Genomic DNA, 26,048 nt, shown 5'->3' on the forward strand with positions numbered 1-26,048 from the left:
GCCACTCCCCGCGAGACGTGAAACTCCCCTTTCGCGGAAACTACCAGCAGCGTGTGACGCTCGTGTGTCCAACCGGTCATACAGCGCCACCGTCTATCAGCGCAGGCAGGCGGAGCGCCGCCGAGACGCCGTGGCCCACGTCGGACGAGAGGGTGACGTCACCGCCGTTGCGGCGGGCGAGGTCGCGGGCGCTGCCGAGACCGAGGCCCAGTCCGCCCGCCCCGCGACCCTCGGCCTCGGGGCCGCGGTAGAACCGGTCGAAGGCGTGCTGCAGAGTCGTGGGCGACATCCCGGGGCCGTCGTCGGTGACCGTGATCCACATGTCGCCGTCGATGCGTGAGGCGGTGACGGCGATGGTGCCGTTCTCGGCGAAGGTGACGGCGTTCGAGACGAGGTAGGTCAGCGCGCGTTCGACGTCGATGGGGGCCGCGCGGGCGACGAGGCCGCTGGCCACCGTGACGATGGACGCGTGGCGGGCGGCGGCATCCGTCGCGAAGGCGGCCCTCACCCGCTCCATGAGGGGGTCGACGGCGACCGCGTCGGAGGTGCTCGCCTCCCGCGACTCGATGAGGCCGTCGACGAGCGTCGTCAGGCGGTCTGCACCGCGGCGGACCTTTGCGATCCACCCGCGCTGCTGGTCGTCGATGTCGGTGTCGAGCAGCAGGTCGGTGTAGCCGACGATGTTCGTGAGCGGCGTCCGCAGCTCGTGGCTGGTGGTGGTCGCGAAGTCCTCGCGCTGGCGCTGCAGTTCGAGCTGTGCGGCGAGGGCGGCGACGCGGGCGCGCTCGGCTTGGGCCACGTCTTCGGCAGCCTGCAGGGCGAGGGCCGCGTTCGCGCGGCTCTCGTAGCGCGCGACGGAGACGAGCAGCGTGAACACGCCCACCGTGCTCATGAAGATGACGAGGTCGACCGGCCCGATTCGGGACGCGGCGAGGTCGAAGCCGAACGAGCCGCCGGCGGTGAGGGCGAGCAGCAGCGCGGCGATGGAGATGATGAGCGATTGCAGGATCGCGGTGCGCAGGGGGAAGCGCAGGCACCCCGCAGCGAGCACAGCAAAGACGAGGAAGCTCAGGTTCGTCGCTCCGCCGGGTCCGAACGTCAAGAGGAGCGTGGGCACTGTGACGGCGGCGTGTGCGGCGAGCTCGCCGGCCTGTGGCGGGCGGCCTTCGCGGGGCGGGAGGACCGCGAGTGCGCCGATCAGCATGGTCGCGGAGCTGTGCGAAGCGAAGGCCACGAGGGCGACGGGGCCGAACGACGACCCGACGAGCAGCGACCCGGCCGTCGCGATCGTCAGGCCCAACGCCGCCGCTCCGGCGAGGGATGCCGCGACGAACCGCACGGCACGCGTGAGGGTCGTGAGGCGGAAGCCGTCGTCGTGGCGTCCGAGCACCGAGAGGAGGACGGCGATCTCGATCGTGTTGCAGAACCCGTACAGCAACGCCACCGACCAAGGCCTGCCGACCAGGGCGTTGCTCGCCGAAGTGGCGACGAAGGTGGCGAGCAGGGCCCACCGCCGCTCGCCGGGCTTGGCTCGGAGCGCGAACCACGCGGAGGCGCCCGCGGCGGGCCACCACCAGGCGATCGGGAGGCCCGGCGCCTGCAGGGTCAGGCCGACCATGCCCAGCGCGATGATGACGACGGGGGTGGCGATCCAGAACCACCAGCGCCGCGACCGGGACGACGCCGGGGAAGGCGCCTTCCCCGCTGCGGTCGGAGTCGTCACGCGTACACCGTACAGCGCGTGTGTGTCGCGTATAGTCTCACGGAACAGTCGGTGTCTCGATCGACTAGCGAAAACAAGGTGGGTGCTCGGTGTCACGAGTCCTTGTGGTGGAAGACGACGTGGACGTCGCCTCGCTCCTGACCCACGTCCTCGCCTCCGTCGGGCACGACGTCGAGGTGGCCCACGACGGCGGCGCCGGCCTCGAGTTGGCCTACGAGAAGCATCCCGACATGGTGATCCTCGACTGGATGATGCCCATCAAGACGGGCATCGAAGTGTGCTCGACGCTGCGGTCCGACCCGGAGTTCTCGTCGACGCGCATCATGATGCTGACGGCGCGTTCCTCGCCGCAGGATGTCGCCCAGGCGCAGGCTGCCGGTGTCGACGACTACGTCGTGAAGCCGTTCACGCCGCGTCAGCTGCGCGAGCGCGTGGCCACGCTGCTCCAGGCCGGCTGACTCAGCCGGCCTGCGCGACCGGGACGGCGAACTCGCCTTCGAGGACGACCCGGTCACCTCTCTGCCGCAGGGTGGTCCGCGCCCCTCGCGTGCCGATGCCCGTCACGTGCTCTCCGCCGGGCGCGCCGGTGAGGCGAAGGATGCCGGGGCTGCCGACGCGCACGCTGAGCTGATCGTCGACGCGCTCGATCGCGACCTCGGCCCACCGGGCGCCGGAGTGCTTGACCGCGTTCACGAGTCCCTCGTTGACGAGGCTGGTGACCGCCTCGCCGACGATCGCGTCGTCGAGGCTCGCGCGGGCGTCGTCGTGGATCGCGAGCGAGACGTCCATGACGACCGACCACGCGCGTACCAGGTCGTGGATGTCCTCGGCGTCGACTGCGGCCGGGGCATCCGCGGTGCTCACCTGGTCGAAGATCTCGTCGGTCTGCGCCCGGAAGGTGGCGAGCATTTGCTCGTCGGCGGGGTTCTCGTCGACGTGCGCGGCGAGGATCACGCACCGCCCCTGCAAGCGGCCGTGCAGCAGGTCGGTGGCGCGGCGCAGGGGGAGCTGCGCGGCATCCACCTCAGCGGCGAGGGTGCGCGCCGAGTCGAGCAGCACGGTCGTGGCGCGCTCCTCCTCGGCGCGGGCGCGGCGGTACGCGTCGACGGACACGCTGATGATGACGGCGACGAGGGGGACCGCGACGAGAGGCACGAGCCCGAGTGAACCGACGCTCGGGATGAGGGCGAACGAGAGCGCCATCACGCCGACGCCCACGGCCAGCCAGGTGGCGACGAAGACGGCGCCGCGCAGGCGTGGACGCAGCCGGCGGGTGGATCGGATGATCGCCGAGGCGACGAGGTCGAGCGCCGCGCACACGAGGATCGCGGTGAGGGCGACCGACGGTCCGCCGTGGGCGAGGCCGAACGGGAGCGTCGCGCCGACGTACGTGAGGCCCACTGTCAGCAGGGGGGTCCTGCCGAGTCGTCCGACGAGCGGGACGCGCTGGGCCTCGCCGACGCTGACGTCAGCGGGCGAGCGGGGCGTGGGGGCGGTGCGCACGGCGTCGAGCGCGTGCGACGCGGCCCGCACCCGGTCGGAGTACTCCCGGACCGCGTCGTAGGTCACCGGACGGCCCAGCAGATCGTCGCGCGATGCGCGCAGCTCGGCGACGAGACGGTCGCGCTCGGCGTCGCCGTCGGTACGCAGCCGATTCACCTCGGCGATGGCGGCGCGCATCTGGGCGCCGGCGAGCTGTAGGCGGGTCGTCGTCGCCCGCAGCCGACGCTGGTAGGTGATGGCCACCGCGCACGCCGTGAACAGGGCGACGCACGTGACGAGGTTGGTGGTGATGCGGTTCGGCCAATTGCCGCCGGTGGAGGTGCCGAAGACGAGGGTGCTGATGCCGTCGTTGACGAAGGGCCGGATGCCGGAGATCAGGACGATCGCTCCGATGATCGCCCATGCCCTCGCCGCCGGCCGCTCGAGGCGCCGCTCGGCCCAGGTCGACGCGAAGCCGATCGCGATGAGCGGAGGCGAGCCGAGCGCCGCCACGGCGACGCCGCGGAGATAGCCGAGGAACGAGGGGTCGCCGACGCTGGGCACGCTCAGGAGGACTCCGACGGCGAGGGCGAGGATCAGCGACCAGCGGCTGAAGTACTCACCGCTGACGAACGTCGCGCCCAGCGTCCGCCAGACGCGTCGTACTCTTCCCATCAGCGTGTCGTGCTGAGGAGCTGATCTCCCACCCACACCCGCACGGTATCGCTCGTGAGGGCCAGGGCGACAGGTCCGGTGGCGTCGGTGGTGAGGCAGTCGATGGGTGCGCTCTCGGGGGCGAGTGTCGCGACCTGGATGCCGTCGCAGTCGGGGCTCGTAGCGACGCCGACGATGTCGCCGTCGAGCACATCGAGGGCGATCACCCCGGTGCCGATCTCGGTGGTCTCGCCATCGGACACGCCGTACGCCGTGCCGTCGCAGATGAACGCCGCGGTGCCGCTCGATGTGCGAAGACCCCACGGCTGCGCGCACGGGGCGTCGACGGTGGTGCTGTCGATGACCACGCTGTCGCCGGTGATGTAGGCGGATGCCGGCAGCAGGTCGTCGTACGGCGACCAGAACGTGCCTTCGGTGAACGTGCGCAGAGCCTGGGTCTCGCAGCCGTCGTCGAGGTCGGCGACGAGGTCGGCCTGGGCCTCGGCGAACGGCGTCAGGGCGCGGATTTGCCTGATGTCGCGGTAGGTGGGGGTGACGTCGACCCACGTGTCACCGTCGTCATCCGATCGTTCGACGACGGGTGCCGGGCCGTCGCACCGGCCCGCGGTGGCGCGCCACATCATGTCGGCGTTGACGGCGAGGAACCGTTCGTCGGCGTCGGGCGGTGCGATCGCGGCGGCGCTCGCCGAGGGTGACGGTGAGGACGCCGGGGGAGTGAGGCCGACGGTGGGTGCCGGACGCGTCGCCGGGTCGACGCCGTCGCCCTGGCTGCGCTGCAGGGCCAGCACGACGAGGGCGCCGACGGCGACCGTCAACGCGACGACGAGCAGCGCGACGACGATCGAGGGCAGCCCGCGTCGGACGGGCGAGCGGCGTGCCATGACTCAGCGGGCGGCGGCGTCGCCGGCATCCCGCGCGCCGCGACGCGAGTCGATGCCGATCTCGCCGAAGGCGGGCGCCGTGTCGGGGACGACGGCGACGGGCGTCTTGCGCTTGCGGCCGCGGGCGGCCTTCGGCTGCTCCTGCGTGTAGCCGTAGGCACCGTACCCGTACCCATAGCCGTACCCGCTGTAGTACGAGTCGGGTCCGCGGGTGGGCACCATCGACATGACGAAGCCGGCGACCTTCGCGCCCACCGTGTGCAGCGCCTCGACGGCGCCTTCGAGCTGGTGGCGGGTGACCTTGCCGGCCGAGGCGACGAGGATGGCGCCGCTCGTGCCGCGCGCGAGGATCGCCGCGTCGGTGACGGGCAGCAGGGGCGGGGCGTCGCAGAGGACGACGTCGAAGTCGCGTTCGAGCACGTCGAGCAGAGTCGACATCTGCTTCGATCCGAGCAGTTCACTCGGGTTGGGTGGGATCTTGCCGGCGGGCAAGACGAACAGGCTGCGCCCGCCCCACGGCAGCATGACGTCGCCGACGCGGGTGCGGCCGATGAGCACGTCGGTGAGGCCGACGCCGCCCTCGATGCCGAGGTATTCGGCGACCTTGGGCTTGCGAAGGTCGGTGTCGAGCAGTGCGACCTTCTTGCCTGCGTCGGCGAGGGCGATCGCGAGGTTGATGGTCGTGGTCGACTTGCCCTCGCTCGGCACCGAGCTCGTGATGACGAAGCTCGCGCGGCCGCCCATATCGAGGAACTGCAGGTTCGTGCGGAGGGCGCGGAACGACTCGGCGCGCGGGCTGAGCGGGTCGGCGTGCACGATCAGCGGACGTTCCTTTGCCTTCGAGTCGAACGCGATCGCGCCGAGCGAGGGAGCGGACGTGATCGCCTCGGCATCCCGCGGGGTACGGACCTTGTTGTCGAGCACGGTGCGCAGGACCGCGATGCCGATGCCGAGGGCCAGGCCGACGAGCAGACCCAGCGCCAGGTTGAGCGGCACGTTGGGGCTCGCCGGCGAGAGGGCGGGCTGCGCGTCGCTGACGCGGGTGAGCCGGATCGGGCTGCCGCCTTCTTCGATCTGCGGCTCGATCTCGGGGACGACGGTCGACAGGCTCGCCGCGACCTGATTGGCGAGGTTCGCCGCGACCACCGGATCGGGATCGGATGCCGTGATCGTGATGATCGTGGTGTTGAGCGCCGACGACGCGGTGACCTGCTGAGCGAGGCTCTGCGCGGTGACGCCCAGGTCGAGCTCGGCGATCACCGGGTTGAGCACGATCGGGGTTGTCACGAGCCCGACATACGTGTTGATGCGCGTCTGAGCGAAGTTCGCACCCTGCTGGATGTCGGATGCCGTGCCGCCGGTCTGCGTCGAGACGGCGACGCTGCTCGACGACTCGTACACCGGAGTGCGCGTCAACGAGTAGGCGGCTGCAGCGCCCAGACCGACCAGCGTCAGCACCACGATGACGAGCCAGTTCTTGCGGAGGACGCGGATGTAGTCGCTGAGCTCCATGGTGCCTCTCGTGCCTACGCCCGGCGGACGTGCGAACAATGCGGCTCAGTCTGCCACAGGGCTGTGTCGGGCAGATGACACGCGGGCTACCTCGGCTCGCGGTGGGCGAGTCGGTCTCAGCTTCAGCGGACGCTCCAGGATCCGTCTGCTGTCACGACGATGATGCTCGGTCCGGCGGCAATACGTTTGCGGCCCGAGTAGTTGCCGATCTCGTTCACGACGAGGTCCCAGTCGGACCCTTTGTAGGCCTCCACGATGAAGTTCGACTCGCCCCGGTGCGTGATGGTCATCGTGGTCGCCGCGGAGGCGAGGTATTGGAAGACGCCGTCACCCCGACCCGTCGAGGGCAGAGTCGGAGCTTTGGACACTGGACGGAACGTGATCTCCCAGGGGCCGTCTGCGGTGATCTCGAGGTACTTGGGGATGCCGTCCGCCCAGGGGTCGATCCCGAAGGCGGACGTTCCAGAGTAGGTTCCAATCTCGTTCACGAGCAGGCCCACGTACTCGCCGCTATTCGTCGTCGACTCGATGATGAAGTTTGAATCCCCGGAGTGGGTAGCGATGACGATGCCGGCCTTCGCGCCCGTCGGCAGCATGACCACATCGTCTCCGCTGCCGGTGACGCGACGCTCCTCAAACGCTCCGTACTTCGTCGTTGCCCACGTGGGTCCCTGGACGGCGCTTGTCGACGTCGATTGCCTCGTTGCAGTGGAGTAACCCACCTTCTTGCCGGTCACCTTCACACTCAGCTTGGCGCCACGATAATTCGAGCTGACGAAGTACGAGGCCTTCGTCGCCGACGCGATCGCCTTCGTACCTGAGAACCATTGGTAGCTGAGCGAGGTCCCGGGGCTCCACGTGCCTGGCTTCGCGAGGAGTGTGTCTCCCACGCGTGCCGATGCCGCATGCGTAGGGGCTGCCGTGACGAGTGTTCCCGGTGCGACTGCACTGGTGGGCTTGGAAGTCCGGGAAACCGTCGTGTAGCCCTTTTGTCGGCCAGTCACGGTGACAGTGAGCTTCTTGCCGAGATGTCCTGCGTTCACGCTGATGGACTTCTTGGTACCGCCGGTGATGACTTTCCCATCGGCGCGCCACAAATAGGTCAGCACAGTGCCCTTCGTCCAGGTGCCAGGGGCTGCGTTGAGCGTGACACCCACCTTCGGGGTCCCCGTGACGACCGGCGTGCTGGCCTGCAGTGAAGCCGCTGTGGCGGTAGCGGTGGAGCGGATCTCGCCTGAAGACGAGATCGCCGCCGCATGCGCGGGTGTGCTGACACCAAAAGTGAGCAGTAGTGCGGTAACGATGCTCGGACCGCTGAGATGCCGTGAATAGGCCATCGAACTTCCCCCATGTAATTGAAGCGCACACCCCCGGCGCGTGATCAGACTAGCGGGATCGAAGGAATAGCCGAGCGAGATAACGAAGAACCGCTGCTCAGGCGTCGTAGTCGCCGATCCACCAGTCCGAGATCGCCGCCATCTCGGCGGCGACGGCCTGATGGCGCGGGTGCGCGCGAAACGCGGTGAAGGCGTCGACGTCGTCGAACGTGGCTTCTTCGACGATGACGCGGCCCTTGCGCTCGTCGGCCGACCGGGCGATCCGCCAGTCGACGATGCCGGGCAGGTCGGCGAGCGTGCGCAGCCGGTCGATCGCACCGGCGACGTCGTGCTCTTCGACGTGGTCGTAGATGCGGAAGAGTACGACGTGGCGGTACGCCATCGGGTTACTCGCGGATCGTGTCGACGTGGTCGCGGTACCAGGCGACGGTGCGCTCGAGGCCCTCTTGCAGGCTGATCTTCGCGGTCCAGCCGGCGTCGGCGAGCTTCGAGACGTCGAGGAGCTTCTGCGGGGTGCCGTCGGGCTTGGTGGTGTCCCATTCGGTGTCGCCGGTGAAGCCCGTGACGTCGGCGATGGTCTCGGCGATCTCGCGGATGGTGACGTCGCTGCCGGTGCCGACGTTGACCTGGTCGGGGCCGTCGTAGTGCTCCATCAGGTGCAGGACGGCGTCGGCCATGTCGTCGGAGTGCAGGAACTCGCGGCGGGGCGTGCCGGTGCCCCAGTTGGTCACGGCGTCGGCGCCGGTCTTGGCGGCATCGTCGTAGCGGCGGATGAGGGCGGGCAGGACGTGCGAGCCCTTCGGTGAGAAGTTGTCGTTCGGCCCGTAGAGGTTGGTCGGCATGGCGCTGATCCACGGAAGCCCGTACTGGCGGCGCACGGCCTGGGTGTGGAGGATGCCGGCGATCTTGGCGATCGCGTACGCGTCGTTCGTGGGCTCGAGGTGCCCGGTGAGCAGCGAGTCCTCGCGGATGGGCTGCTCGGCGAACTTCGGGTAGATGCAGGACGATCCGAGGAACGCGACGCGCTCGACATCCTGGGCGAGCGCCGCGTCGAGCACGTTGGTCTGGATCCGCATGTTGTCGGAGAGGAAGTCGACCGGGTAGGTGCTGTTGGCGAGGATGCCGCCGACCTTGGCCGCCGCGAGGACGATGTAGCGGGGCTTGATCTCGGCCATGTAGGCGAACACGTCGTCGCGGTTCTTGAGGTCGAGCTCGGCGGAGGTCTTGCCGACGACGTGGGTGAATCCTTCGGCTTCGAGCTTGCGGACGATCGCGGAGCCGACGAGGCCCCGGTGGCCGGCGACGTAGAACGTCGCGTCCCGGTCGAGCGCGCCGGGTGTGTAGGTGACGCCGTCGACCGCGCCGGTCACGCGGTGCCCCACGAGGCGAGCTTGACGGTGTCGATCCATTCCGGACCCTTTTCGAGTGCTTCCACGTCGGCGTCAACCATGAGGGTCGCGAGTTCCTTCCCGTGGATGGTGGGAACCCAGCCGAGCTTGTCGGCGGCCTTCGACGGGTCGCCGATGAGCGCGTCGACCTCGGTGGGTCGCAGGTAGCGCTCGTCGAACTTCACGAACTCCTGCCAGTCGAGCCCGACGTGACCGAACGATGTCTCGAGGAAGTCCTTGATCGTGTAGCCGACCCCGGTGCCGAGGACGAAGTCCTCGGGCTCGTCGGCCTGCAGCATCCGCCACATGCCTTCGACGTACTCGGCGGCGTAGCCCCAGTCGCGGATGGATTCGAGGTTGCCGAGGTAGAGGTCCTTCTGCACGCCGGCCTTGATGCGGGCGACGGCGCGGGTGATCTTGCGGGTGACGAACGTCTCGCCGCGGCGGGGCGACTCGTGATTGAAGAGGATGCCGTTGACGGCGAACATGTCGTACGCCTCGCGGTAGTTCTTCACGATCCAGTACGAGTAGAGCTTCGCGACGCCGTAGGGCGACCGCGGGTAGAAGGGGGTGTCCTCGCCCTGGGGCGGGGGAGTGGCACCGAAGAGCTCCGACGTGGATGCCTGGTAGAACCGCGTCTTGATGCCCGAGAGGCGGACGGCTTCGAGCAACCGGATCGTTCCGGTGCCGGTCGTATCGGCGGTGTGCTCGGGTTCGTCGAACGAGACGCGCACATGCGACTGGGCGGCGAGGTTGTAGACCTCGTCGGGGTTGATCTCGCTCATGAGGGTGACCATGCGGGCACCGTCGCTGAGGTCGCCGTAGTGCAGGAAGAGCTTGGCGCTCGGGTCGTGCGGGTCGACGTACAGGTGGTTGATGCGGTGCGTGTTGAAGGTCGATGCGCGACGGATGAGTCCGTGCACCTCGTAGCCCTTCCGCAGCAGCAGTTCGGCGAGATACGAGCCGTCCTGTCCGGTGATGCCGGTGATGAGAGCGCGCTTGGTCACGATGTGGTTCCCCCTGGGCTGAACGAGGCCGTCAGCTCGTCGATACGGCCGAACGCGGAGGCCGCGCACGGTCTCCATCGATGAGCGTTTGGAGAAGAGTAGCGAACGAGTCGATCGCAAATGTTTCGTCGAGGACCGTCTCGCGGTAACGCTTGCCGCTCTGACCGAGTTGCTCGGCGCGCTCGTGGTCGCGGCCGAGCTCGAGGCTCGCGTCGAGGAGAGATTGCGGGCTGGCCGCCGGGACGACGACGCCGGCTCCTGCCGCGCGGATCTCGTCGGCGGTGATGCCGTTCTTGTCGGTCGCGGCGATGACGGGGCGGCCACTGGAGAAGTACGACGTCAGCTTGCTGGGGACGGCCATCTCGCTGACGCCCGGGTACTCGTTGACGAGCAGGATGTCGGCCGCGGCGAGGGCGGCCGAGAACTCGTCATCCGGCAGCGGGTCGAGGAACTGCACGGTCGACACGCCTTCGGCGAGGGCCTTGAGGCGGTCGCGCTCGCCGCCGCCGCCCATGAGCACGAAGCGGATGGGGGCGCCCTGCGCCTCTGCGAGCCGGGCGGCGTCGACGACGTTGCCGAGGCCCTGTTTGATGCCCATGTTGCCGGCGTGGAGCACGACGACCTCGTTGCCCCAGCCGCGCGCGGCGCGCGCGACGCTGCGGTCGACGGGGGCGGTGGGGGCGAGGTGGGTCCAGTTGCGGACCACGTCGATGCGTTCAGGCGGAATGCCGTAGTCGTCGGTGACGCGGGCAGCGAAACGGTCGTGGATGACGACGACCCGGTCGGCGGTGGAGAGCAGCCACTTCTCGGTCACCTTGATGACCTTGCTGCTGAGGCCGCCGTCCTGGCCGGTCTCGCGCAGGCCGAGCCAATAGAGGTCCTGCACCCAGACGACGACAGGTGTCTTCTTGCGGAAGAGCCGCAGCCGGAACGCGGCGAGGGCCGAAGAGAAGAGGGCGGGCGAGACGAGCACGGCGGCGTCGCGACCACCCAGAGGTGCGAAGAGCAGACGCAGTCCGAAGCTGAGCTCAGAGAGCAACCGACGGATGCCGCTCGGCTTCGACGGCACGTAGTGGCGAACCCGCAGGGCGTCGACGCCGTCGAGATGTTCCCTCCGTGACCACTGCCCGTAACCTGCCGACACACGCCACTCCGGATAATGAGGATGCGTCGTGACCACGTGCGTCCGGTATCCCCGCCTCGACAAACCACGTGCCATGGCTCCGGTGTAGGGGGAGATGCCGGTCGGCTCGGGAGGGTAGTTCACTCCCAGTACAGTGACTGCGGGGGTGGGACGCGACATGTTCTCGACCCTAGCCGCGCGTCGGTTTCGGCCTGGTTTCGGAAGGTGGACGATGTCTGACATCCCGGTAATCGATCTCTCGAAGGCCCCTGGTGAGCGTGCGGCGTGGGATCGGCCGGCGTGGGTCGTCTACCTCTGGGCCGTGTGCGAGCTGTTGTTCGTCACGAACCCCTGGCAGATCAGCTCAGGGCTGCGTGTGCGGGTTCTTCGGGCCTTTGGAGCACAGATCGGGGCTGGCGTCGTCTTCCGGCCGCGGACCCGCGTGAAGTTCCCGTGGAAGCTGAGCATCGGCGATCGCTCGTGGATCGGCGAGGGGGTGTGGTTCCACAATCAGGATCAGGTCGACGTCGGGTCAGATGCCGTCATATCGCAGGATGCATTCGTCACAACTGGCAGCCACAGGCACCGGTCGGACATGGCCCTCGTGACTAAGCCCGTGGCGATTGGTGACGGTGCGTGGGTAACGAGTCGATGTGTGGTCCTGGGCGGGTCGAGGATCGGACGATCGGCTTTGATCCGGCCTCTCACGCTGGTGGACGGTGTCTCTGTGCCGCCAGGGGAGATCTGGGGCGGGAGCCCCATCGAGAAGTGCGGGACGCGCTTCGGGAACGGCGGCAACGTATGAAGAAGATCGACTTCCTCTCGGTGATCGTGCTGACGAAAAACGAGGAGGCTGGAATCGGCAACACTCTCGACAGGCTCCGAGCCTTCGACGAGGTGGTGATCGTCGATTCCGATAGCGAAGACCGAACCGTAGACATCGCAGAGTCCGCCGGTGCACGGGTCGTCCAGTTCCGCTGGGACGGGACATACCCGAAAAAGAAGCAGTGGGCGCTCGAGAACGCTGGCGTGCGAAATGATTGGGTCTTGCTCCTCGATGCCGATGAGTACCCGTCCGATGCGTTGATCGAAGAACTATCTGGCATGCAGGCTGTCCTCAGCAGCACTGTTTACTCAGCGTTCGATATTCACCTTTCATATCGCTTCGCGGGCAGGATTCTTCGCCACGGTCACGTCGTCACCAAGCGTTCACTGCTGCATAAAGACTTTGCGCGTTTCCCCGTGATTGATGACTTGAATGCTCCCGGCATTCGCGAGGTGGAAGGGCACTATCAGCCAGTCGCCGACCGCCGCATCGGTCAGCTGAAGGCTCGCCTGGTCCACGACGACCGTGATCCGGTGTCGAGTTGGTTCGCCAGGCACAATCGATATTCAGATTGGGAGGCGCACCTTTCACAGAACCGAAAGCTCCGCACAGAGATCGCAAGCAAGCGAACAGCAAAGGGGCGCTTATTTGACGCGGTGCCATTCAAGCCCGCGCTTTTCTTTATTTACGCGTACGTGGTCCGGATGGGCTTCCGCGACGGGCGGGCGGGATTCGATTATGCGGTGGCGCTGTCGATGTACTACTGGCAGATCGGAGTGAAGAGTCGGGAACTTGCTGCGGCGCAGAGTCAGCGAATCCGCGTAACACAGTTGGCTAACACTCTGGATCGAGGCGACGGCGGCCCTGCGCATCACGCATTGGAAGTGAACATTGCACTCAATGCCGACGGGGTTGCGACGCAGTTGTTGGTGCGTCGGGCGTCGGGCGGCCTTTCTACGTTTGACGATGCGGTGGCGGCGAACCGCGCGCCAAAATATAAGCCCCTCGGGATCCTTTCGATCGCTGGCATTCGAACGGCTATCGCCTCGGATGTTTGGATCATCCACGGTTACTACCTTCCGTGGGTTCCGATCGTGGTTTTGACCGGTCGCTTCCTTCGTAAGGGCATCCTGCTCATGCCTCACGGATCACTAACCAGCTATCAAGAGCAGCAGTCGCGTTTCCAAAAGAAGCTCTTCAATAAGCTGTTTGGGCGGCTGATCAATCGATCGGTCAAGTTTGTTGTCGCCACCCCTTCAGAGATGGCGGAAGCGGAGGGCCCCTCGCGAGAGATCGCTGTGGTGGGTGCTGGCGTGGAAGTGCCCGACCGTCTAGGGGACCGGGATGAAAGCGCATGGAGGTTGCTCACTCTGTCTCGAATCGCGTCAAAAAAGCGGATCGATCGTGCCATCGACGTTCATGCCGAGCTCGTTCGAAGGGGGCGTCCGGTGCGTCTGACCATCGCGGGAGATGGTGGCTCCGACATCGTCCACGCGTTGCGAGAGAGGGTGAAGTCCTTGGGGGTCGCCTCCAGCGTGCAATTCGCAGGTCCCGTGTATGGCGCGGCCAAGACTGATCTTCTCCTCAACACGCATGTTCTCCTCGCTCCCAGCGAGGACGAAAACTTCGGGTTCGGCCCGGTCGAAGCCCTCGCCCACGGTGTCCCGATCGTCGTGACTGACCAGGTCGCCTCAGTCGCATCCATTTCCTTGCCAGCTGGCTACGCCGCGTCTTTTGACGTGCAAGCGGCGGCCGACGCTGTTGAGAAACTCATGCAGGACCACGACGTAAGCTCGGCTGCGGCCCGGTCATTTGTTCGCGAGCGATTCTCGTGGAATTCGGTTGCGCGGAAGTGGACTGAACAGATCGACCTGGTTTCATGAGGATCGGCCTGGTCGTATCGACCTTCTCCGACAATTCGGTTGGGAGAGCATTCGCGCTGTGGCTTATCGCGGAGCGGCTCGGCTGGGACAGCCAAGTGATCTCCACCCGTGGTGGAGATATCTGGCGTCCGTTGCGGCACTCCCCATTCGCGGAGGCGTGTGTTCTCGCGGACGGTCTCGAAGGCAGGCCGACGTTGGCGGATGTAGCTGAGTCGCGTGATCTGTTGGTGGCGGTGAAGCCTCTGCCTGCCTCTTTCGGCGAAGTCCTCAAGTTGCACAAGCGAACGAACGCCCGGGTTCTGCTCGATATTGACGATCCGGATCTAGAGGCATGGATGTCCGTGCACAGCCGCTCGAGGCAGTTGGCGAAGGCTACTTTCAGGCCGCGTAATTACTGGCGGGCCTGGAAGTTGCGCCGTGCGTCGCGATCGTTCCCGAAGATCGTCAGTAATCCTGAGTTGCAGCGCCTACACGGTGGCACGATAGTTCCGCACGCGCGACTCGATTTCGGGGTGGGCGGCGCCCAGCGCGAAGCGCCTGTCCGTGTCGTCTTTGTCGGCACAGTTCGTGCTCATAAAGGGCTACCGCTGTTGCGAGCGGCCCTCTCTCGCGTGCAGGGTGAGGGGTTCGAACTGGTCATCACGGATGAGCCGCCGGAAGACGCCCAGCCGTGGGAGTCGTTCGTCGGAACGACAGATCTCGAAGCGGGACTTCGGCTAGTTCAAGGGGCCGACGTCGTTGTCATTCCAAGCACCGGTTCTGGAGGCATCTCGCGGCTACAACTTCCCGCGAAGCTCATGGACGCAATGGTCGCGGGTAGGGCAGTAGTGGCTGCGGACCTCCCACCCATTCGATGGGCGCTAGGTGGTTCAGGAGAACTTTTCCTGCCCGATGACGAAGACGCTCTGGTTGCAAGTCTCAGGTCGGTGCGGGAGAAAAGTCGTCGCAGTTCCATGGGTGAGATGGCTCGACAACGCGCACTCGCTGTCTTTGAAGTGTCTTCGGTGATGGATGACTTTAGACGAGCTTGCGAGGACGCTGTGGTGCGGGGGGCTAAGTAACTCTCGCGTGCACGGCACGAAAATACAGGCGCGTGGTTCGCTGTTTCTAGTCCGCAAGACCCGTACACCGGGGTGGGACTGGTCGAATCAATTTCCTGTGCGGCGCGTGTGTGTTCGGAGAGTGATGAACTGAGTCAAAAGGACCGCCGATTCGGAAGTCAGTACCCCGATGAATGCACCATCTGTTCCGAACCACAATGTGAGTAGTGGGATGGTCAAGATGCCCGAAGCAGCGCCAACCAGAGCGCTTGTCAGCAGTGCTCGGTCTCCCGAGATTACGACCAGGCCGAGACCACCGGTCGCTCGGCTTGTGCATACGACCAGAATGATCGCCCCGATCAGCAGAGCCTGAACAGCTGTGACGCCGACAACCCCCGAAAATATGATGCTCAACAGGAGTGGTGAGCACAGAGCGAATACGAGGCCAACGAGGCCGCCAACGGCCGCGTTTGCTCCGATAGCCAGCTTTGCGCGTCGCCAGCGTTCTGCTGTCTCGGGCGGAGAGTTGACCCACCTCTGACTAATGCTGGGCACCGGCGCGAGACCGGTAAGCGTCATCCGCATCAGTCGATCTCCTGCTGCGTACGCGGCTGCCGTGCCGACAGACGCGACCGCTGTCACGATCACGACGGGTGATTGGGTGTAGACGCTACTCGCTATGCGCGCCAGAGCGATTTTCCGTTGTCGCCGGATGGCGTGCAGGACCCTCCGATGGGTTACGCCTCGGAAGGAAGCTCGGCCCGCGCGAATCTGCGCCAACGTTAGGCATTGAGTAATGAGGGCGGGGGCGACGACGGCGATCAGAGGGTAAAAGATCAGTGGCTGAGAGGCGTAGATCATGACTGCGGCGGTGGCTGCGCCAAGAGCTCGCGGAACCATCTCGATCGTTATGAGGCTCCATGGTCGGCCGAGGCCTATATATAGCCAGCTCGGACTTAGGCCGATGAGGCTGGTGCCGATGGCCGTCAGCAGGGCCGTGACTTGGTGCCCAGGCGCCAGGTAGTAAGCAAGCAATGCTGCGGGCGGTGTCGCAACCAGCGCCGCAGCCGATCTTGTCATTAGAGCGGTTGCCCACACCCGCGGGAGCGCGCTCGGCGACGCGCGGGCGGCTCGGGCGGGCCCATTCCAGCCCCAGCCGAGTTCGATCACGGTTGATGCAATGGCGCCGATGGCCAGACCGACCGCGACAGCGGACCAGCCGGTAGCTCCGTACCTAGAAGTGATTGCGGGAATCGCTAGGAGAGGCGTGACCACGGAGAATGCGGGCACGAGGAAGAAGCCCATCACTGCTGAGACACGCGACATCAACAGGCGCTTCCTCGATCCGACCTTCGCGGCCACCGCGATGTCGGCTGCCTTCCTAAACGTAGCGACGTCGTGAGCGGGATGCTGTTTGCGTCTCGAGCTGGCGGCGTCTTCGTCGGGATCACGTCTAGCTCGACTTTCGCTGCGGCGCCGGGGGATACGAAATCTGGCATCGCTACCCGACTGCGACGACTCGAGGACTCCCTCACCCGCGGATCATATCCAGCGCGGAAGTCGGCCACGTAAACTGCCGGACGCCGCCGCAACTTGATCTCACAATTCTGTGCGAGTCCGGTCGTGGTAGAGTCATTCTTTGGTGCCTGCGCCCTGCTGGCCTCGCACCGCGAACGTGAGCCCTCCACTGGCGTGTTCGACCGGCATCCCGAGCGAACCACCCCGGAGTGGGATTCACGAACTCCTCCGTTCGAATCTATGAAAGCAGCACTACTGTGACGCGCACTTACACGCCCAAGGCTGGTGAGATCACCCGCGAGTGGGTGGTCATCGACGCATCCGACGTCGTCCTCGGCCGCCTCGCCTCGCACGCTGCCACGCTCCTGCGCGGCAAGCACAAGCCCACGTTCGCGAACCACGTCGACACCGGCGACTTCGTGATCATCATCAACGCCGACAAGGTGGCCCTCACCGGCCAGAAGCTCGAGCAGAAGAAGGCCTACCGCCACTCGGGGTACCCGGGCGGCCTCAAGTCGGTCACCTACGCCGAGCTCCTCGAGAAGAACTCGGTTCGCGCTGTGGAGAAGGCCGTCCGCGGCATGCTCCCCAAGAACAGCCTGGGTCGTCAGCAGCTGACGAAGCTGAAGGTCTACCGCGGTGCTGAGCACCCCCACGCTGCCCAGCAGCCCACCACGTACACCTTCGACCAGGTCGCCCAGTAAGCGCCGCCGAGAAGAACAAGGATTATCTGATGGCGAAGATCGCTGACTCCCTCGACCAGACCCCCGAGAACTACTCGACCGAGACCCCTGCCGCTTCTGAGGCTGCCCCGGTCCGTCCCGTCCTCTCCGTCCCCGGTGCCGCTGTCGGCCGCCGCAAGCAGGCCATCGCCCGCGTGCGTCTGGTCCCCGGCTCGGGCACCATCACGGTGAACGGCCGCACGATCGAGGACTACTTCCCCAACAAGCTGCACCAGCAGCTGATCAACGACCCGTTCACGGTCCTCGGCCTCGCCGGCGGCTACGACGTGATCGCCCGCATCTCGGGTGGTGGCCCCTCGGGCCAGGCCGGCGCCCTGCGCCTCGGCATCGCGCGGTCGCTGAACCAGATCGACGAAGAGAACAACCGCCCGACCCTCAAGAAGGCCGGCTTCCTCTCCCGTGACGCTCGCGTCAAGGAGCGCAAGAAGGCTGGTCTCAAGAAGGCGCGTAAGGCTCCTCAGTACTCGAAGCGTTAATCCTTCGATGGCACTGTTCGGGACGGACGGTGTGCGGGGCCTCGCAAACGGCCCCCTCACCGCCGATCTCGCGCTCACCCTGGCCCAGGCGACTGCTGTCGTCCTGGGCCAGGGTCGTATCGCGAACGCACGCAAAGCCGCCGGCAAGCGCCTCACCGCTGTCGTCGCACGCGACCCCCGGGTCTCGGGCCACTTCCTTAGCGCGGCCGTCGCCGCAGGTCTCGCATCGTCCGGCGTTGACGTCCTCGACGCCGGCGTTCTGCCGACCCCGGCCGCCGCCTTCCTCGTCGGCGACATCGACGCCGACTTCGGCGTCATGATCTCGGCCTCGCATAACCCTGCGCCCGACAACGGCATCAAGATCTTCGCGCGCGGCGGCGTGAAGCTGCCTGACGTTGTCGAGCAGCGCATCGAAGAAGCGATGACCGGCCCCAAGCTCGCCCCCACCGGGGGAGCGGTCGGCCGCATCAGCCGTTTCGCCGACGCCGAAGACCGCTACGTCGTGCACTTGCTCGCGTCGCTGCGCACCAGCCTTCGCGGCCTGCACGTCGTCCTCGACTGCGCGCACGGCGCCGCATCCGGTGTCTCGCCCGAGACCTTCCGCGATGCGGGAGCCAAGGTCACCGTCATCGGCGCAGACCCCAGCGGCCTCAACATCAACGAAGGCCTCGGCTCCACCCACCTCGATGTCCTCGTCGCCGAAGTGCTCCGCACCGGCGCTGACCTCGGCATCGCGCACGACGGCGACGCCGACCGCTGCCTCGCCGTCGACGCCGACGGCCGCATCATCGACGGCGACCAGATCATGGCCATCCTCGCCGTATCGATGAAAGAACGCGGTCTGCTGCACAACGACACCCTCGTCGCGACTGTGATGAGCAACCTCGGGTTGCACCGCGCGATGGCGGCCAACGGCATCCACCTCGAAACCACCGCCGTCGGTGACCGTTACGTCCTCGAGCGCATGAACGAGGGCGGATTCTCGCTCGGCGGTGAGCAGAGCGGCCACGTCATCATGAGCGAGTACGCCACCACGGGTGACGGAGTGCTCACCGGCCTGCACCTCGCCGCGGAGGTCGCTCGTCAGCGCAAGCCGCTGTCAGAGCTCGCGAAGGTCATGACGGTCTTCCCTCAGGTGCTCATCAACGTGAAGGGCGTCGAGCGTTCGCGCTCGACCGACCCTGATGTGCTCGAAGCCGTTGCTGCCGCTGAGGCGGAGCTCGGGGATTCGGGTCGGGTGCTGCTGCGCCCGTCGGGGACCGAGCCGCTCGTGCGCGTTATGGTCGAAGCCGCATCCGAAGAGGACGCGCAGCGGGTCGGGGAACGGCTGGCGGCGGTCGTTAGTGGGTAGGTTCAGCCTGAACTCTCCGCCAAGATCGGCGGAGCCCGCGCGCTCCTGATGGGCTTCCTAAGCCGTGACCTGTCGAGTGCGTTCCTCCCGGTCGCGACAACCGGTCCCGCGATGTCCCAAAGCGCGAACAACGGTCTGTCGACCATCTCGAGCCCCGTCGAGAAGAACATCGGTGGGGGGGGGGGGGGGGGGGGGGGCATGGGCCATTGCATGACGCTGCAGAATTCCGTGGCATCTCCCCATGCCTGACTACCGCGACCCAGTGACAGACCGCGACTACTGGGCCACCAGGCTCCGCCCACCGAGATGGCTGTCAAGAAGGATGCAGCACGGTCCACGGTCACCGACCCGACACCCGCGGACGTCATGACGGCGACCGCGTCGTGGGACACCGGCGGGTCACGCCCAGGATCGTTCGACTGAACCGCGGCTCAGCTTGCCGCGGCTCTCTGGCCCGTCGAAAACCCTGGGGAAGCGCAACTCGGTTCGAGGGGTGCGTGTGGTGATCGCGAGCAGGATGACCAACCCGACGTACGGACTATTCAGCCCGCTGACGGAGAAGCTGTTGGCGATCATCACCCCCGCGATGGTCAGAGTCATCCATCGGCCCGCACCGCTCTTCCTGAGCGTGTACAACGTCACGGCCACGGCGAGGAGCAGGCCGAAGATCCCGGCGTCGAAGACTACTCGAAGGATGAAGGCGTGGAGGATGACGGAGTAGCACGAGCCGTCTTCGGTCGACGCGAATAGGTTCACATAGAACGCGAGCGAGTTGCATCCGTTAGCGCTCAAAGCGGTGAGCGGCGGGGTCCCGAACAGCCATGTGAGTATGTCCCAGTTCCGGGTCTCCGCCACGAACACAGTCAGGAAGTTCAGTCGGTCGATCCCCGCTACGAGAGCGCGGCTCTCGAAGACCTGAGTGACGAAATAGATGATGACGGGCACGCTCAAGCCGATCAAGTATCGGCGCAGCAGGCCGGCGCCCTTCGCCTGGCTAACGGCGTAGACGACTGCGATCGCGAAGACGATGGCCCCGCTACGTGAACCGGAGACGACGACGACAGCGGCGAGAAGCGCGAGCGTCCAGAACCGCGCGCGTGGTGACAGCTCGCCGTAGACGATGACCAGCAGCCCGGAGAAGAGAGCCAGCTCGAAGTTGTTCTCGATGAGTAACCCCGAGCGGGCTGTGGGCCCAAGGGCTGCAATCGTGAGCAGCGACTTCGCGAGCGACAGGGCCAGCAGCAGCCACGTCACGCGCCTGAGCCCGACCAGGGACCCCCAACGCCGCCCAACGGCGAAGACGAACGCGACCAGGTAGAGAATCCAGCGGTAAGCCTGCAAGAAGTCGACCAGGGGTGCTTCGGTTATCAGAGCGGGAACGATCCTTGTCAGCAAGTAGCCGACCAGGAAAAACAGCAGGGGGATTAGATAGGTCCTGCCCCGCCCGATCGACACGAGTATGAAGAGGATGATCCACGCATCCAGCAAAGTGCCGACCGGGATCGGCGAGTAGCCGCCGATGACAGGGATGCTGGTGATTGCGCCGAGCAACAAGATTGCATAGAGAGCTACCCGCAGGAACCGCGGGACGGCTTGCGGATCAGTTTTCAGCGGCGCCCGCGTCACTACGCGCGCTTTCGCGCGTAGTCCTGGGCATGCTCGTCGGCGCAGGCGACCCCGTTCTCGACAGCAGCTACGCCTGGGCGCGGCTCGATCTTGTTTCGGGACACTGGGCGTGCCTCGAAACCCTGCCGCTGACGCATAAAGCGCCGAGCCAGTCGCGAGATCGGGTCCATGCGCGCGAGCATACCGGACGTCCGCTCCCGGCCCTGTCGCCTCCGCCTGAGCGAACGCGAAAGTAGTGAAGACTCGAGAGCGATGAAGCCGAGCGGCGGACAGCATAACTCAGCCCGACTGACCCCGCCTGCACTGCCCGCATCGCGGATTCCTCTCAGATATGCGAGCCACGGCCCTTCTCAACTCGCGCCACGTCGGCCCTAACGAGGGGCGCTAGGAATTGAGGTCAGTCCCGCGGCTGACCGGCATCCCTAGTTCCAGGTGTGCACCGGTTCGTTCGTGTGCATCGCCTGCTGGTACTCGAGCAGGGTCGCCCGAAGCGCATCGAAGCGTTCCATGCCCTCGCGGGCGCGCATCTTGCGGGCGAACCATTCCGCGCCGTTCGTCTTCGTCACGCACCGCTGTTCGATGATGCCGAGGTAGCGCTCGCGTTCCTCGTCCGAGACGCCCCACGCGGCGAGACCCTCGTGCGCGAGCGGCAGCAGGGTGTCCCGCACCAGCTCGGTCGCCGGCACCCGGCCGACGCCCGGCCACGACAGTCGAGCGTCGATGCCGAGGCGCGCGGCCGACTGGAAGTTCTCCCGCGCGGTGCCGAACGACATCTGCGACCACACCGGGCGCTCGCTCTCGGCCAGCGCACGCACGAGACCGAAGTAGAAGGCGGCGTTCGCCACGGTGTCGACGACCGTCGGGCCCGCGGCCAAGATGCGGTTCTCCACCCGCAGATGCGGCACCCCGTCGGCCACGTCGTACACGGGACGGTTCCAGCGGTACACCGTGCCGTTGTGCAGCTTCAGCTCGGCCAGCGACGGCACCCCGCCCGACTCGAGCACCTCGAGCGGATCCTCGTCGTCGATGATCGGCAGAAGGGCCGGAAAGTAGCGAACGTTCTCTTCGAAGAGGTCGAACACCGACGTGATCCACCTCTCGCCGAACCACACCCGCGGACGCACGCCCTGCGCCTTCAGCTCCTCGCTGCGGGTGTCGGTCGCCTGCTCGAACAGAGCGATGCGCGTCTCGCGCCACAACTCGCGCCCCAACAGGTACGGCGAGTTCGCCGCCAGCGCGAGCTGCGCGCCGGCGATCGCCTGCGACGCATTCCAATACGCCGCGAACTCCGCGGGCGCCGTCTGCACGTGGAACTGCGTGCTCGTGCACGCCGCCTCGGGGACGATCGAATCCGCCGTCGTGTCCAGCTGCTCCTGACCCGCGATCGAGATGACGATGTCCTCACCGCGCGCGTCGAGCACCTGCTCGTTCAGCATGCTGTACCGGGGGTCGGCGCTCAGCGCACTGCGACTCAGGTGCCGATCGGCCAGGGTCGGCAGGATGCCGATCATCATCAGATGTGCGCCCTGCTCCGACGCGCGCTCCTCGGCGTCGTTCAGCTGTTGCCGCATCCCGCTCTCGAACGTGCTCAGGCCGCCGCTGCGCAACCGCGCCGGCGGGACGTTGATCTCCACGTTGAACCGGCCGAGCTCGCTCACGAACGCCGGATCCGGGATCGCACGCAGCACCTGCTCGTTGCGCATCGCCGGGTCGCCGACCTCGTCGACGAGGTTCAGCTCGAGCTCGAGACCCGTCATCGGGTCATCCGCCTCGAACCTCGACTCACTCAGCATCCGTTCGAAGACGTCGAGATTCTGACGGATCTTCTCGCGATGACGGGTGCGATCGGCCCCGGTGATCTCTTGCGACTCGACTGTTTCTCCCACCCCGCCACCCTAGGTGGGCACCGGGCGCGCACCCCGGGCGGTTGACAAGCCAGGCATCGTGCCGAAACTCCACGCGACTAACCCATCGCATGCGAAAGCACCACCCCCTCACCTGTCGACCCCACCGGACGTAGCCTCGGGGAACCCGGGACGCACCGATCCCGGCAACGATCGACGGAAGGACCAGATCATGGGACTCGACGACAAGATCAAGAACGCCGCCCAGGACCTCACCGGCAAGGGCAAGGAGGGCGCCGGCAAGGCGACCGACAACGAGAACCTCGAAGCCGAAGGCCACAAGGACCAGGCTTCTGCCAACCTCAAGCAGGCAGGCGAGAACGTCAAGGACGCGTTCAAGTAAGCCATCTCACCGAACGCCCGGGCCCCTCGTGGACCCGGGCGTTCGTCGTGTCCCCAGGGGGTACGAAGGGCGCTCACGTACACTTCACTCGACGTTCCCCCGACGTCGACGCCTGCCCTTCTCGTCGTGCACGGCCGTCGACGGACGCCCCAGGAGACCCATGAAACGGCTGACATCGCTCGACGGTCTGCGCGGTCTGGCCGCGCTCATCGTGCTGGTGCACCACATCATGCTGACGTTCCCCCTGTTCGCCGAGCCCTACCTCGAGGGACGCGCCGCGAAGGGGGTGCCCGAACTTCTGGCGTACACGCCCCTGCACGCACTGTGGGACGGCCGGGGTGCCGTCGTCATCTTCTTCGTCCTCAGCGGCGTCGTGCTCACCCTGCCCGTGCTCAAGCAGGGCCGCGACTTCTCGTGGGTCGGGTACTACCCGCAGCGCCTGCTGCGCCTCTACCTGCCGGTGTGGGGCGCGATCATCCTCTACCTCGGCTGGGTGCTGATCATCCCGCGCACCACCGCGATGGAGAGCGCCTGGCTGGGCATCACCGACAAAGCCGTCAGCCCCGAAGCCCTGTGGGGCGACGCGACGCTCCTGTTCGGCACAGGCGACCTCGTCACCCCGCTGTGGTCGCTGCAGTGGGAGATCGCCTTCTCGTTCCTGCTGCCCGTCTTCGTCTTCCTCGGGGTGCGGTTCGCCCGCTACAACTGGATCCTCGCCGTCGCGGCCGTCATCGGCATCGCCGTCTCGAGCAGCCTCGGCAACCGTGCCCTCGTCTACCTGCCGATGTTCCTCATCGGCGTCGTCATCGCCACATGGCTGCCCACCATCCGGGCGTGGCAGCCCAGCCGCGGCACCCAGGCGCTCCTGCTGCTCAGCGCACCGATCCTGCTCATCTTCCCGTGGCTCATCCGCCCGTTCGAGACCCTGCGCCCCCTCGTGGAGCCGTCCGACGCCGTGACGACCATCGGCGCCATCATCGCCGTCATCGCCGCGATCGTCGTCCCGATCTTCCGCCGCTTCCTCGAAAGCCGCGTCATGCAGTGGTTCGGGCTCATCTCCTTCAGCCTCTACCTCGTCCACGAGCCCGTCGTCATTTCGATGGCCCACCTGTTCGGCGACCAGAACCTGCGCATCGCCGGCCTCGTCAGCGTCGTCATATCGATCCCGCTCTCGTGGGTCTTCTTCAAGGTCGTCGAGATCCCCAGTCACAAGCTCTCGCGCCGAGTCGGCGACTTTGTCCGCTCCCGCACCAAGAAGCGCCCGCAGCCGCACGCCCCGATCGCCCCCGACATCCACGCGCACCAGGCCTGACCCGCCGCTAGACTGTCGCCGGGCCGACAGGCCCCTCTGGGGAGAGAAGCATGAAGGCTGGGCGGGTACCCGAACTCGCTGCGCATCGACGAGTCGGCCTCGGCGTCCACGTGTGGTGGGATGCCGTCACCAGTCGCGCCTTCTTCACGCGCCCCGCGCTCTGGATCAGCCTCGTCGTCTGCCTCACCGTGATGGCGCCGTTCCAGTACATCTCCGCTCCCTCGGGGTACGTCGGGGTCGAGATCGTAGCCGCGATCGCCTGGGCGCTGCTCGTCGCCGTGCTCATCCCGGTGGCCCTCGTCGAGCGCCGCCTGCCGCGCGCGGCGCACCGCGGCATCCTCGTCCTCACCGCAGTCGTCCTCATCGCGGCCGCCCGGCCCTTCGTCCACGAAAGCGCGTACGTCCTCGTGTACGGCGGCGTCTTCGACCTGACCGGCATGACGGCGCGGATCGTCTCGAACGTCGCCGTCTGGCTCGCCGGCCTGTCGATCATCGCGATGACCTCCCGCTCGATCGAGCTGACCCGCGGCAGTCGCCGGCGTCTCACCGCCGCCATCGCCGCGCTCACCGCCGGCCGCCGCCGGCTCGCGCGGTTCGAATCCGAGAATCGCGAACTGCTCGGCCCCGTCATCTCCGACCTCCGCCATCGTCGCGACGAGATGCTCGCCGGCGACATCGACTTCACGGCCGTCCGCGACTACGCCGACGAGGTCCGTACGGCCAGCCACCGGTTCGAGGAGCGCGCCGGGCTCGACCTGCGCGTCATCCCGACCGACGATGACCACGAGACCGTCCAGCCCCCGCGGTCGGCCCTCACGATGCTGCGACCCGCGCCGTACTTCGTCACCGGCTTCGTGTTCCTGCTCGGTGCGATCCCGTACACGCACCTCGTCGCGGGACCCTGGGTCGCGTTGGCGGCGATCCTCGTCGGCATCCCCGTGACCCTGGGCGCCGACCTCGCCGTCCGGGTGCTCGCCCGGGGGAGGACGAGCGCCCGACGCGGGTGGATCCTCGTCGCGGTCTGGTTCGTGACCGGGATCGTCATGACGGTCGTCGCGCACCTGCTCATCGGCACCAACGAGCCCACCCTGCTCGTCCCTGTCGCGTCGCTGCCCCTCGTTGCGTTGGCGCTCGCCGCGTGCACCGACGCGATCGCGCGAGCCGCCGACACCGCGCACCGCCTCGAAGCGGTGCTCGCGATGGTCGCCCGCACCCTCACCGCCAAGACCGCGTCGGCTCGCCGGCCCCTGCGGAACGCCGCGCACGTCCTCCACGGCCGCATCCAGGGCCGCTGCGTCCTGCTGGCCGCCGCCGCCGACGAAGACGAGGCGACGCCCGAGGTCGTCCTGTCGTTCCGCAGAGAGACGGATGCCGCCTTCGACTCCGTCCTCGCCTTCATCGCCGAAGTCGACTCCGCCGCCCTCGAAGGTTCGGTCCAGAGCGCGCACGAAGACCTGTTCGAGCTCGTCGCCACCTGGCGGTCGGTCCTCGACGTCTCGAGCGAGATCTCACGCGCCGCCGCGGATACCCTCGACGACCCGGCGCTCTCGCGTCGCGTCGCGACCATCGTCAACGAAGGCTTCGTCAACGCGATCAAGCACTCCATCGCGAAGAAAGTGTGGGTCGAGATCGACGTCGACGGCGACACGCTCATCGTCCGGACCTGGTCGACCGGGGTGCTCGACCGCGCGCCCGCCGTCGGACCCGAGCTGCGCGGCATCAGCGTGCTCGGCGTCGGCGCGCGCATCTACCAGCGGGGCGATGCCGTCGTGCTCGAAGTGCCCGTGCCGCTCCGCCCCGAGCGCGAGGCCAGCCCCGCGCCGATCATCGCGCTGCCCCGCCGCGCGTGGTGGGCGCGACGCGCCCCACGAGCGTCGCGCGTCGGCTGATGTGCCGCG

At 66.9% G+C, this 26,048-nt stretch carries 21 protein-coding genes; 10 read left to right on the forward strand and 11 right to left on the reverse strand.

The window, feature by feature from the left end; translation table 11 throughout:
* Positions 1 to 76: 76 nt before the first annotated feature.
* Positions 77 to 1,723: a sensor histidine kinase gene (locus tag AC4NN1_RS12485; protein ID WP_491955486.1), complete on the reverse strand. Its 1,647-nt coding sequence runs from the start codon at positions 1,721 to 1,723 to the stop codon at positions 77 to 79.
* 107 nt (positions 1,724 to 1,830) lie between these two features.
* On the opposite strand from AC4NN1_RS12485, the gene AC4NN1_RS12490 reads away from it, so the two are divergent.
* Positions 1,831 to 2,181, forward strand: coding sequence for a response regulator transcription factor (locus AC4NN1_RS12490; RefSeq protein ID WP_020665451.1), 351 nt, complete (start codon positions 1,831 to 1,833; stop codon positions 2,179 to 2,181).
* Between the two features lies 1 nt (position 2,182).
* Here the strand turns inward: AC4NN1_RS12490 and AC4NN1_RS12495 are convergent, their stop codons facing one another.
* The 8 genes from AC4NN1_RS12495 to AC4NN1_RS12530 all read right to left on the reverse strand — a co-directional run bounded on the left by AC4NN1_RS12495 (position 2,183) and on the right by AC4NN1_RS12530 (position 11,308).
* Complete coding sequence (locus AC4NN1_RS12495) at positions 2,183 to 3,880, reverse strand: hypothetical protein (protein ID WP_491955487.1); 1,698 nt, start codon at positions 3,878 to 3,880, stop codon at positions 2,183 to 2,185.
* Positions 3,880 to 4,761, reverse strand: coding sequence for a hypothetical protein (locus AC4NN1_RS12500; protein ID WP_491955488.1), 882 nt, complete (start codon positions 4,759 to 4,761; stop codon positions 3,880 to 3,882). The genes AC4NN1_RS12495 and AC4NN1_RS12500 overlap by 1 nt, the downstream gene beginning before the upstream one ends.
* Before the next feature lie 3 nt (positions 4,762 to 4,764).
* Positions 4,765 to 6,273 (reverse strand): tyrosine-protein kinase domain-containing protein, encoded by a 1,509-nt coding sequence (locus tag AC4NN1_RS12505; protein WP_491955489.1) that lies wholly within the window; start codon positions 6,271 to 6,273, stop codon positions 4,765 to 4,767.
* 122 nt (positions 6,274 to 6,395) lie between these two features.
* Positions 6,396 to 7,610 (reverse strand): hypothetical protein, encoded by a 1,215-nt coding sequence (locus AC4NN1_RS12510; RefSeq protein WP_491955490.1) that lies wholly within the window; start codon positions 7,608 to 7,610, stop codon positions 6,396 to 6,398.
* Between the two features lie 97 nt (positions 7,611 to 7,707).
* Positions 7,708 to 7,992: a Dabb family protein gene (locus AC4NN1_RS12515; RefSeq protein WP_311870802.1), complete on the reverse strand. Its 285-nt coding sequence runs from the start codon at positions 7,990 to 7,992 to the stop codon at positions 7,708 to 7,710.
* Between the two features lie 4 nt (positions 7,993 to 7,996).
* Complete coding sequence (locus AC4NN1_RS12520; protein WP_491955491.1) at positions 7,997 to 8,992, reverse strand: GDP-L-fucose synthase family protein; 996 nt, start codon at positions 8,990 to 8,992, stop codon at positions 7,997 to 7,999.
* The gene (gene gmd / locus AC4NN1_RS12525; RefSeq protein ID WP_336124687.1) at positions 8,977 to 10,005 is read right to left on the reverse strand and encodes a GDP-mannose 4,6-dehydratase; all 1,029 of its coding nucleotides are present in this window, start codon (positions 10,003 to 10,005) and stop codon (positions 8,977 to 8,979) included. Before gmd ends, AC4NN1_RS12520 begins: the two co-directional genes overlap by 16 nt.
* 31 nt (positions 10,006 to 10,036) lie before the next feature.
* Positions 10,037 to 11,308 carry a glycosyltransferase gene (locus tag AC4NN1_RS12530; protein ID WP_491955492.1) on the reverse strand — a complete coding sequence of 424 codons (1,272 nt, stop codon included), beginning with the start codon at positions 11,306 to 11,308 and terminating at the stop codon, positions 10,037 to 10,039.
* A gap of 52 nt (positions 11,309 to 11,360) precedes the next feature.
* Here AC4NN1_RS12530 and AC4NN1_RS12535 point away from each other — a divergent pair, with 52 nt between their 5' ends.
* The 6 genes from AC4NN1_RS12535 to glmM all read left to right on the forward strand — a co-directional run bounded on the left by AC4NN1_RS12535 (position 11,361) and on the right by glmM (position 18,965).
* Positions 11,361 to 11,933: an LbetaH domain-containing protein gene (locus tag AC4NN1_RS12535; RefSeq protein WP_491955493.1), complete on the forward strand. Its 573-nt coding sequence runs from the start codon at positions 11,361 to 11,363 to the stop codon at positions 11,931 to 11,933.
* Positions 11,930 to 13,837, forward strand: a complete 1,908-nt coding sequence (locus AC4NN1_RS12540; RefSeq protein WP_491955494.1) for a glycosyltransferase — start codon at positions 11,930 to 11,932, stop codon at positions 13,835 to 13,837. The genes AC4NN1_RS12535 and AC4NN1_RS12540 overlap by 4 nt, the downstream gene beginning before the upstream one ends.
* Complete coding sequence (locus AC4NN1_RS12545; protein WP_491955495.1) at positions 13,834 to 14,898, forward strand: glycosyltransferase; 1,065 nt, start codon at positions 13,834 to 13,836, stop codon at positions 14,896 to 14,898. Before AC4NN1_RS12540 ends, AC4NN1_RS12545 begins: the two co-directional genes overlap by 4 nt.
* A gap of 1,754 nt (positions 14,899 to 16,652) precedes the next feature.
* A complete protein-coding gene (gene rplM, locus AC4NN1_RS12550; RefSeq protein ID WP_018187296.1) occupies positions 16,653 to 17,099 on the forward strand; it encodes a 50S ribosomal protein L13 in 447 nt (148 codons plus the stop codon).
* 29 nt (positions 17,100 to 17,128) lie between these two features.
* The gene (gene rpsI / locus AC4NN1_RS12555) at positions 17,129 to 17,614 is read left to right on the forward strand and encodes a 30S ribosomal protein S9 (RefSeq protein ID WP_491955496.1); all 486 of its coding nucleotides are present in this window, start codon (positions 17,129 to 17,131) and stop codon (positions 17,612 to 17,614) included.
* A 7-nt stretch (positions 17,615 to 17,621) separates the two neighbouring features.
* Positions 17,622 to 18,965, forward strand: coding sequence for a phosphoglucosamine mutase (gene glmM, locus AC4NN1_RS12560; RefSeq protein WP_491955497.1), 1,344 nt, complete (start codon positions 17,622 to 17,624; stop codon positions 18,963 to 18,965).
* Between the two features lie 399 nt (positions 18,966 to 19,364).
* Here the strand turns inward: glmM and AC4NN1_RS12565 are convergent, their stop codons facing one another.
* Positions 19,365 to 20,591: a hypothetical protein gene (locus AC4NN1_RS12565; RefSeq protein WP_491955498.1), complete on the reverse strand. Its 1,227-nt coding sequence runs from the start codon at positions 20,589 to 20,591 to the stop codon at positions 19,365 to 19,367.
* A gap of 422 nt (positions 20,592 to 21,013) precedes the next feature.
* Complete coding sequence (locus tag AC4NN1_RS12570; protein ID WP_491955499.1) at positions 21,014 to 22,477, reverse strand: glutamate-cysteine ligase family protein; 1,464 nt, start codon at positions 22,475 to 22,477, stop codon at positions 21,014 to 21,016.
* A gap of 190 nt (positions 22,478 to 22,667) precedes the next feature.
* Here AC4NN1_RS12570 and AC4NN1_RS12575 point away from each other — a divergent pair, with 190 nt between their 5' ends.
* From AC4NN1_RS12575 to AC4NN1_RS12585, 3 genes are all read left to right on the forward strand, one after another.
* On the forward strand, positions 22,668 to 22,838 hold the full coding sequence (locus AC4NN1_RS12575; RefSeq protein WP_018187284.1) for a CsbD family protein: 171 nt from the start codon (positions 22,668 to 22,670) through the stop codon (positions 22,836 to 22,838).
* Between the two features lie 160 nt (positions 22,839 to 22,998).
* On the forward strand, positions 22,999 to 24,150 hold the full coding sequence (locus AC4NN1_RS12580; RefSeq protein WP_491955500.1) for an acyltransferase family protein: 1,152 nt from the start codon (positions 22,999 to 23,001) through the stop codon (positions 24,148 to 24,150).
* A 50-nt stretch (positions 24,151 to 24,200) separates the two neighbouring features.
* The gene (locus AC4NN1_RS12585; RefSeq protein ID WP_491955501.1) at positions 24,201 to 26,039 is read left to right on the forward strand and encodes a hypothetical protein; all 1,839 of its coding nucleotides are present in this window, start codon (positions 24,201 to 24,203) and stop codon (positions 26,037 to 26,039) included.
* Positions 26,040 to 26,048 lie beyond the last annotated feature (9 nt).

Source organism: Microbacterium sp. MDV22-iso44 (genome assembly GCF_058629135.1).

What these genes read in the sequence shown, in the direction of transcription:
- rpsI (WP_491955496.1), top strand. Translation starts at nt 17,129, where the DNA reads ATGGCGAAGATCGCTGACTCCCTCGACCAGACCCCCGAGAACTACTCG.
- AC4NN1_RS12580 (WP_491955500.1), top strand. Translation starts at nt 22,999, where the DNA reads ATGAAACGGCTGACATCGCTCGACGGTCTGCGCGGTCTGGCCGCGCTC.
- AC4NN1_RS12515 (WP_311870802.1), bottom strand. Translation starts at nt 7,992, where the DNA reads ATGGCGTACCGCCACGTCGTACTCTTCCGCATCTACGACCACGTCGAA.
- AC4NN1_RS12510 (WP_491955490.1), bottom strand. Translation starts at nt 7,610, where the DNA reads ATGGCCTATTCACGGCATCTCAGCGGTCCGAGCATCGTTACCGCACTA.
- AC4NN1_RS12545 (WP_491955495.1), top strand. Translation starts at nt 13,834, where the DNA reads ATGAGGATCGGCCTGGTCGTATCGACCTTCTCCGACAATTCGGTTGGG.
- AC4NN1_RS12575 (WP_018187284.1), top strand. Translation starts at nt 22,668, where the DNA reads ATGGGACTCGACGACAAGATCAAGAACGCCGCCCAGGACCTCACCGGC.
- AC4NN1_RS12495 (WP_491955487.1), bottom strand. Translation starts at nt 3,880, where the DNA reads ATGGGAAGAGTACGACGCGTCTGGCGGACGCTGGGCGCGACGTTCGTC.
- AC4NN1_RS12500 (WP_491955488.1), bottom strand. Translation starts at nt 4,761, where the DNA reads ATGGCACGCCGCTCGCCCGTCCGACGCGGGCTGCCCTCGATCGTCGTC.
- AC4NN1_RS12505 (WP_491955489.1), bottom strand. Translation starts at nt 6,273, where the DNA reads ATGGAGCTCAGCGACTACATCCGCGTCCTCCGCAAGAACTGGCTCGTC.
- AC4NN1_RS12540 (WP_491955494.1), top strand. Translation starts at nt 11,930, where the DNA reads ATGAAGAAGATCGACTTCCTCTCGGTGATCGTGCTGACGAAAAACGAG.
- AC4NN1_RS12530 (WP_491955492.1), bottom strand. Translation starts at nt 11,308, where the DNA reads ATGTCGCGTCCCACCCCCGCAGTCACTGTACTGGGAGTGAACTACCCT.
- AC4NN1_RS12585 (WP_491955501.1), top strand. Translation starts at nt 24,201, where the DNA reads ATGAAGGCTGGGCGGGTACCCGAACTCGCTGCGCATCGACGAGTCGGC.
- glmM (WP_491955497.1), top strand. Translation starts at nt 17,622, where the DNA reads ATGGCACTGTTCGGGACGGACGGTGTGCGGGGCCTCGCAAACGGCCCC.
- AC4NN1_RS12535 (WP_491955493.1), top strand. Translation starts at nt 11,361, where the DNA reads ATGTCTGACATCCCGGTAATCGATCTCTCGAAGGCCCCTGGTGAGCGT.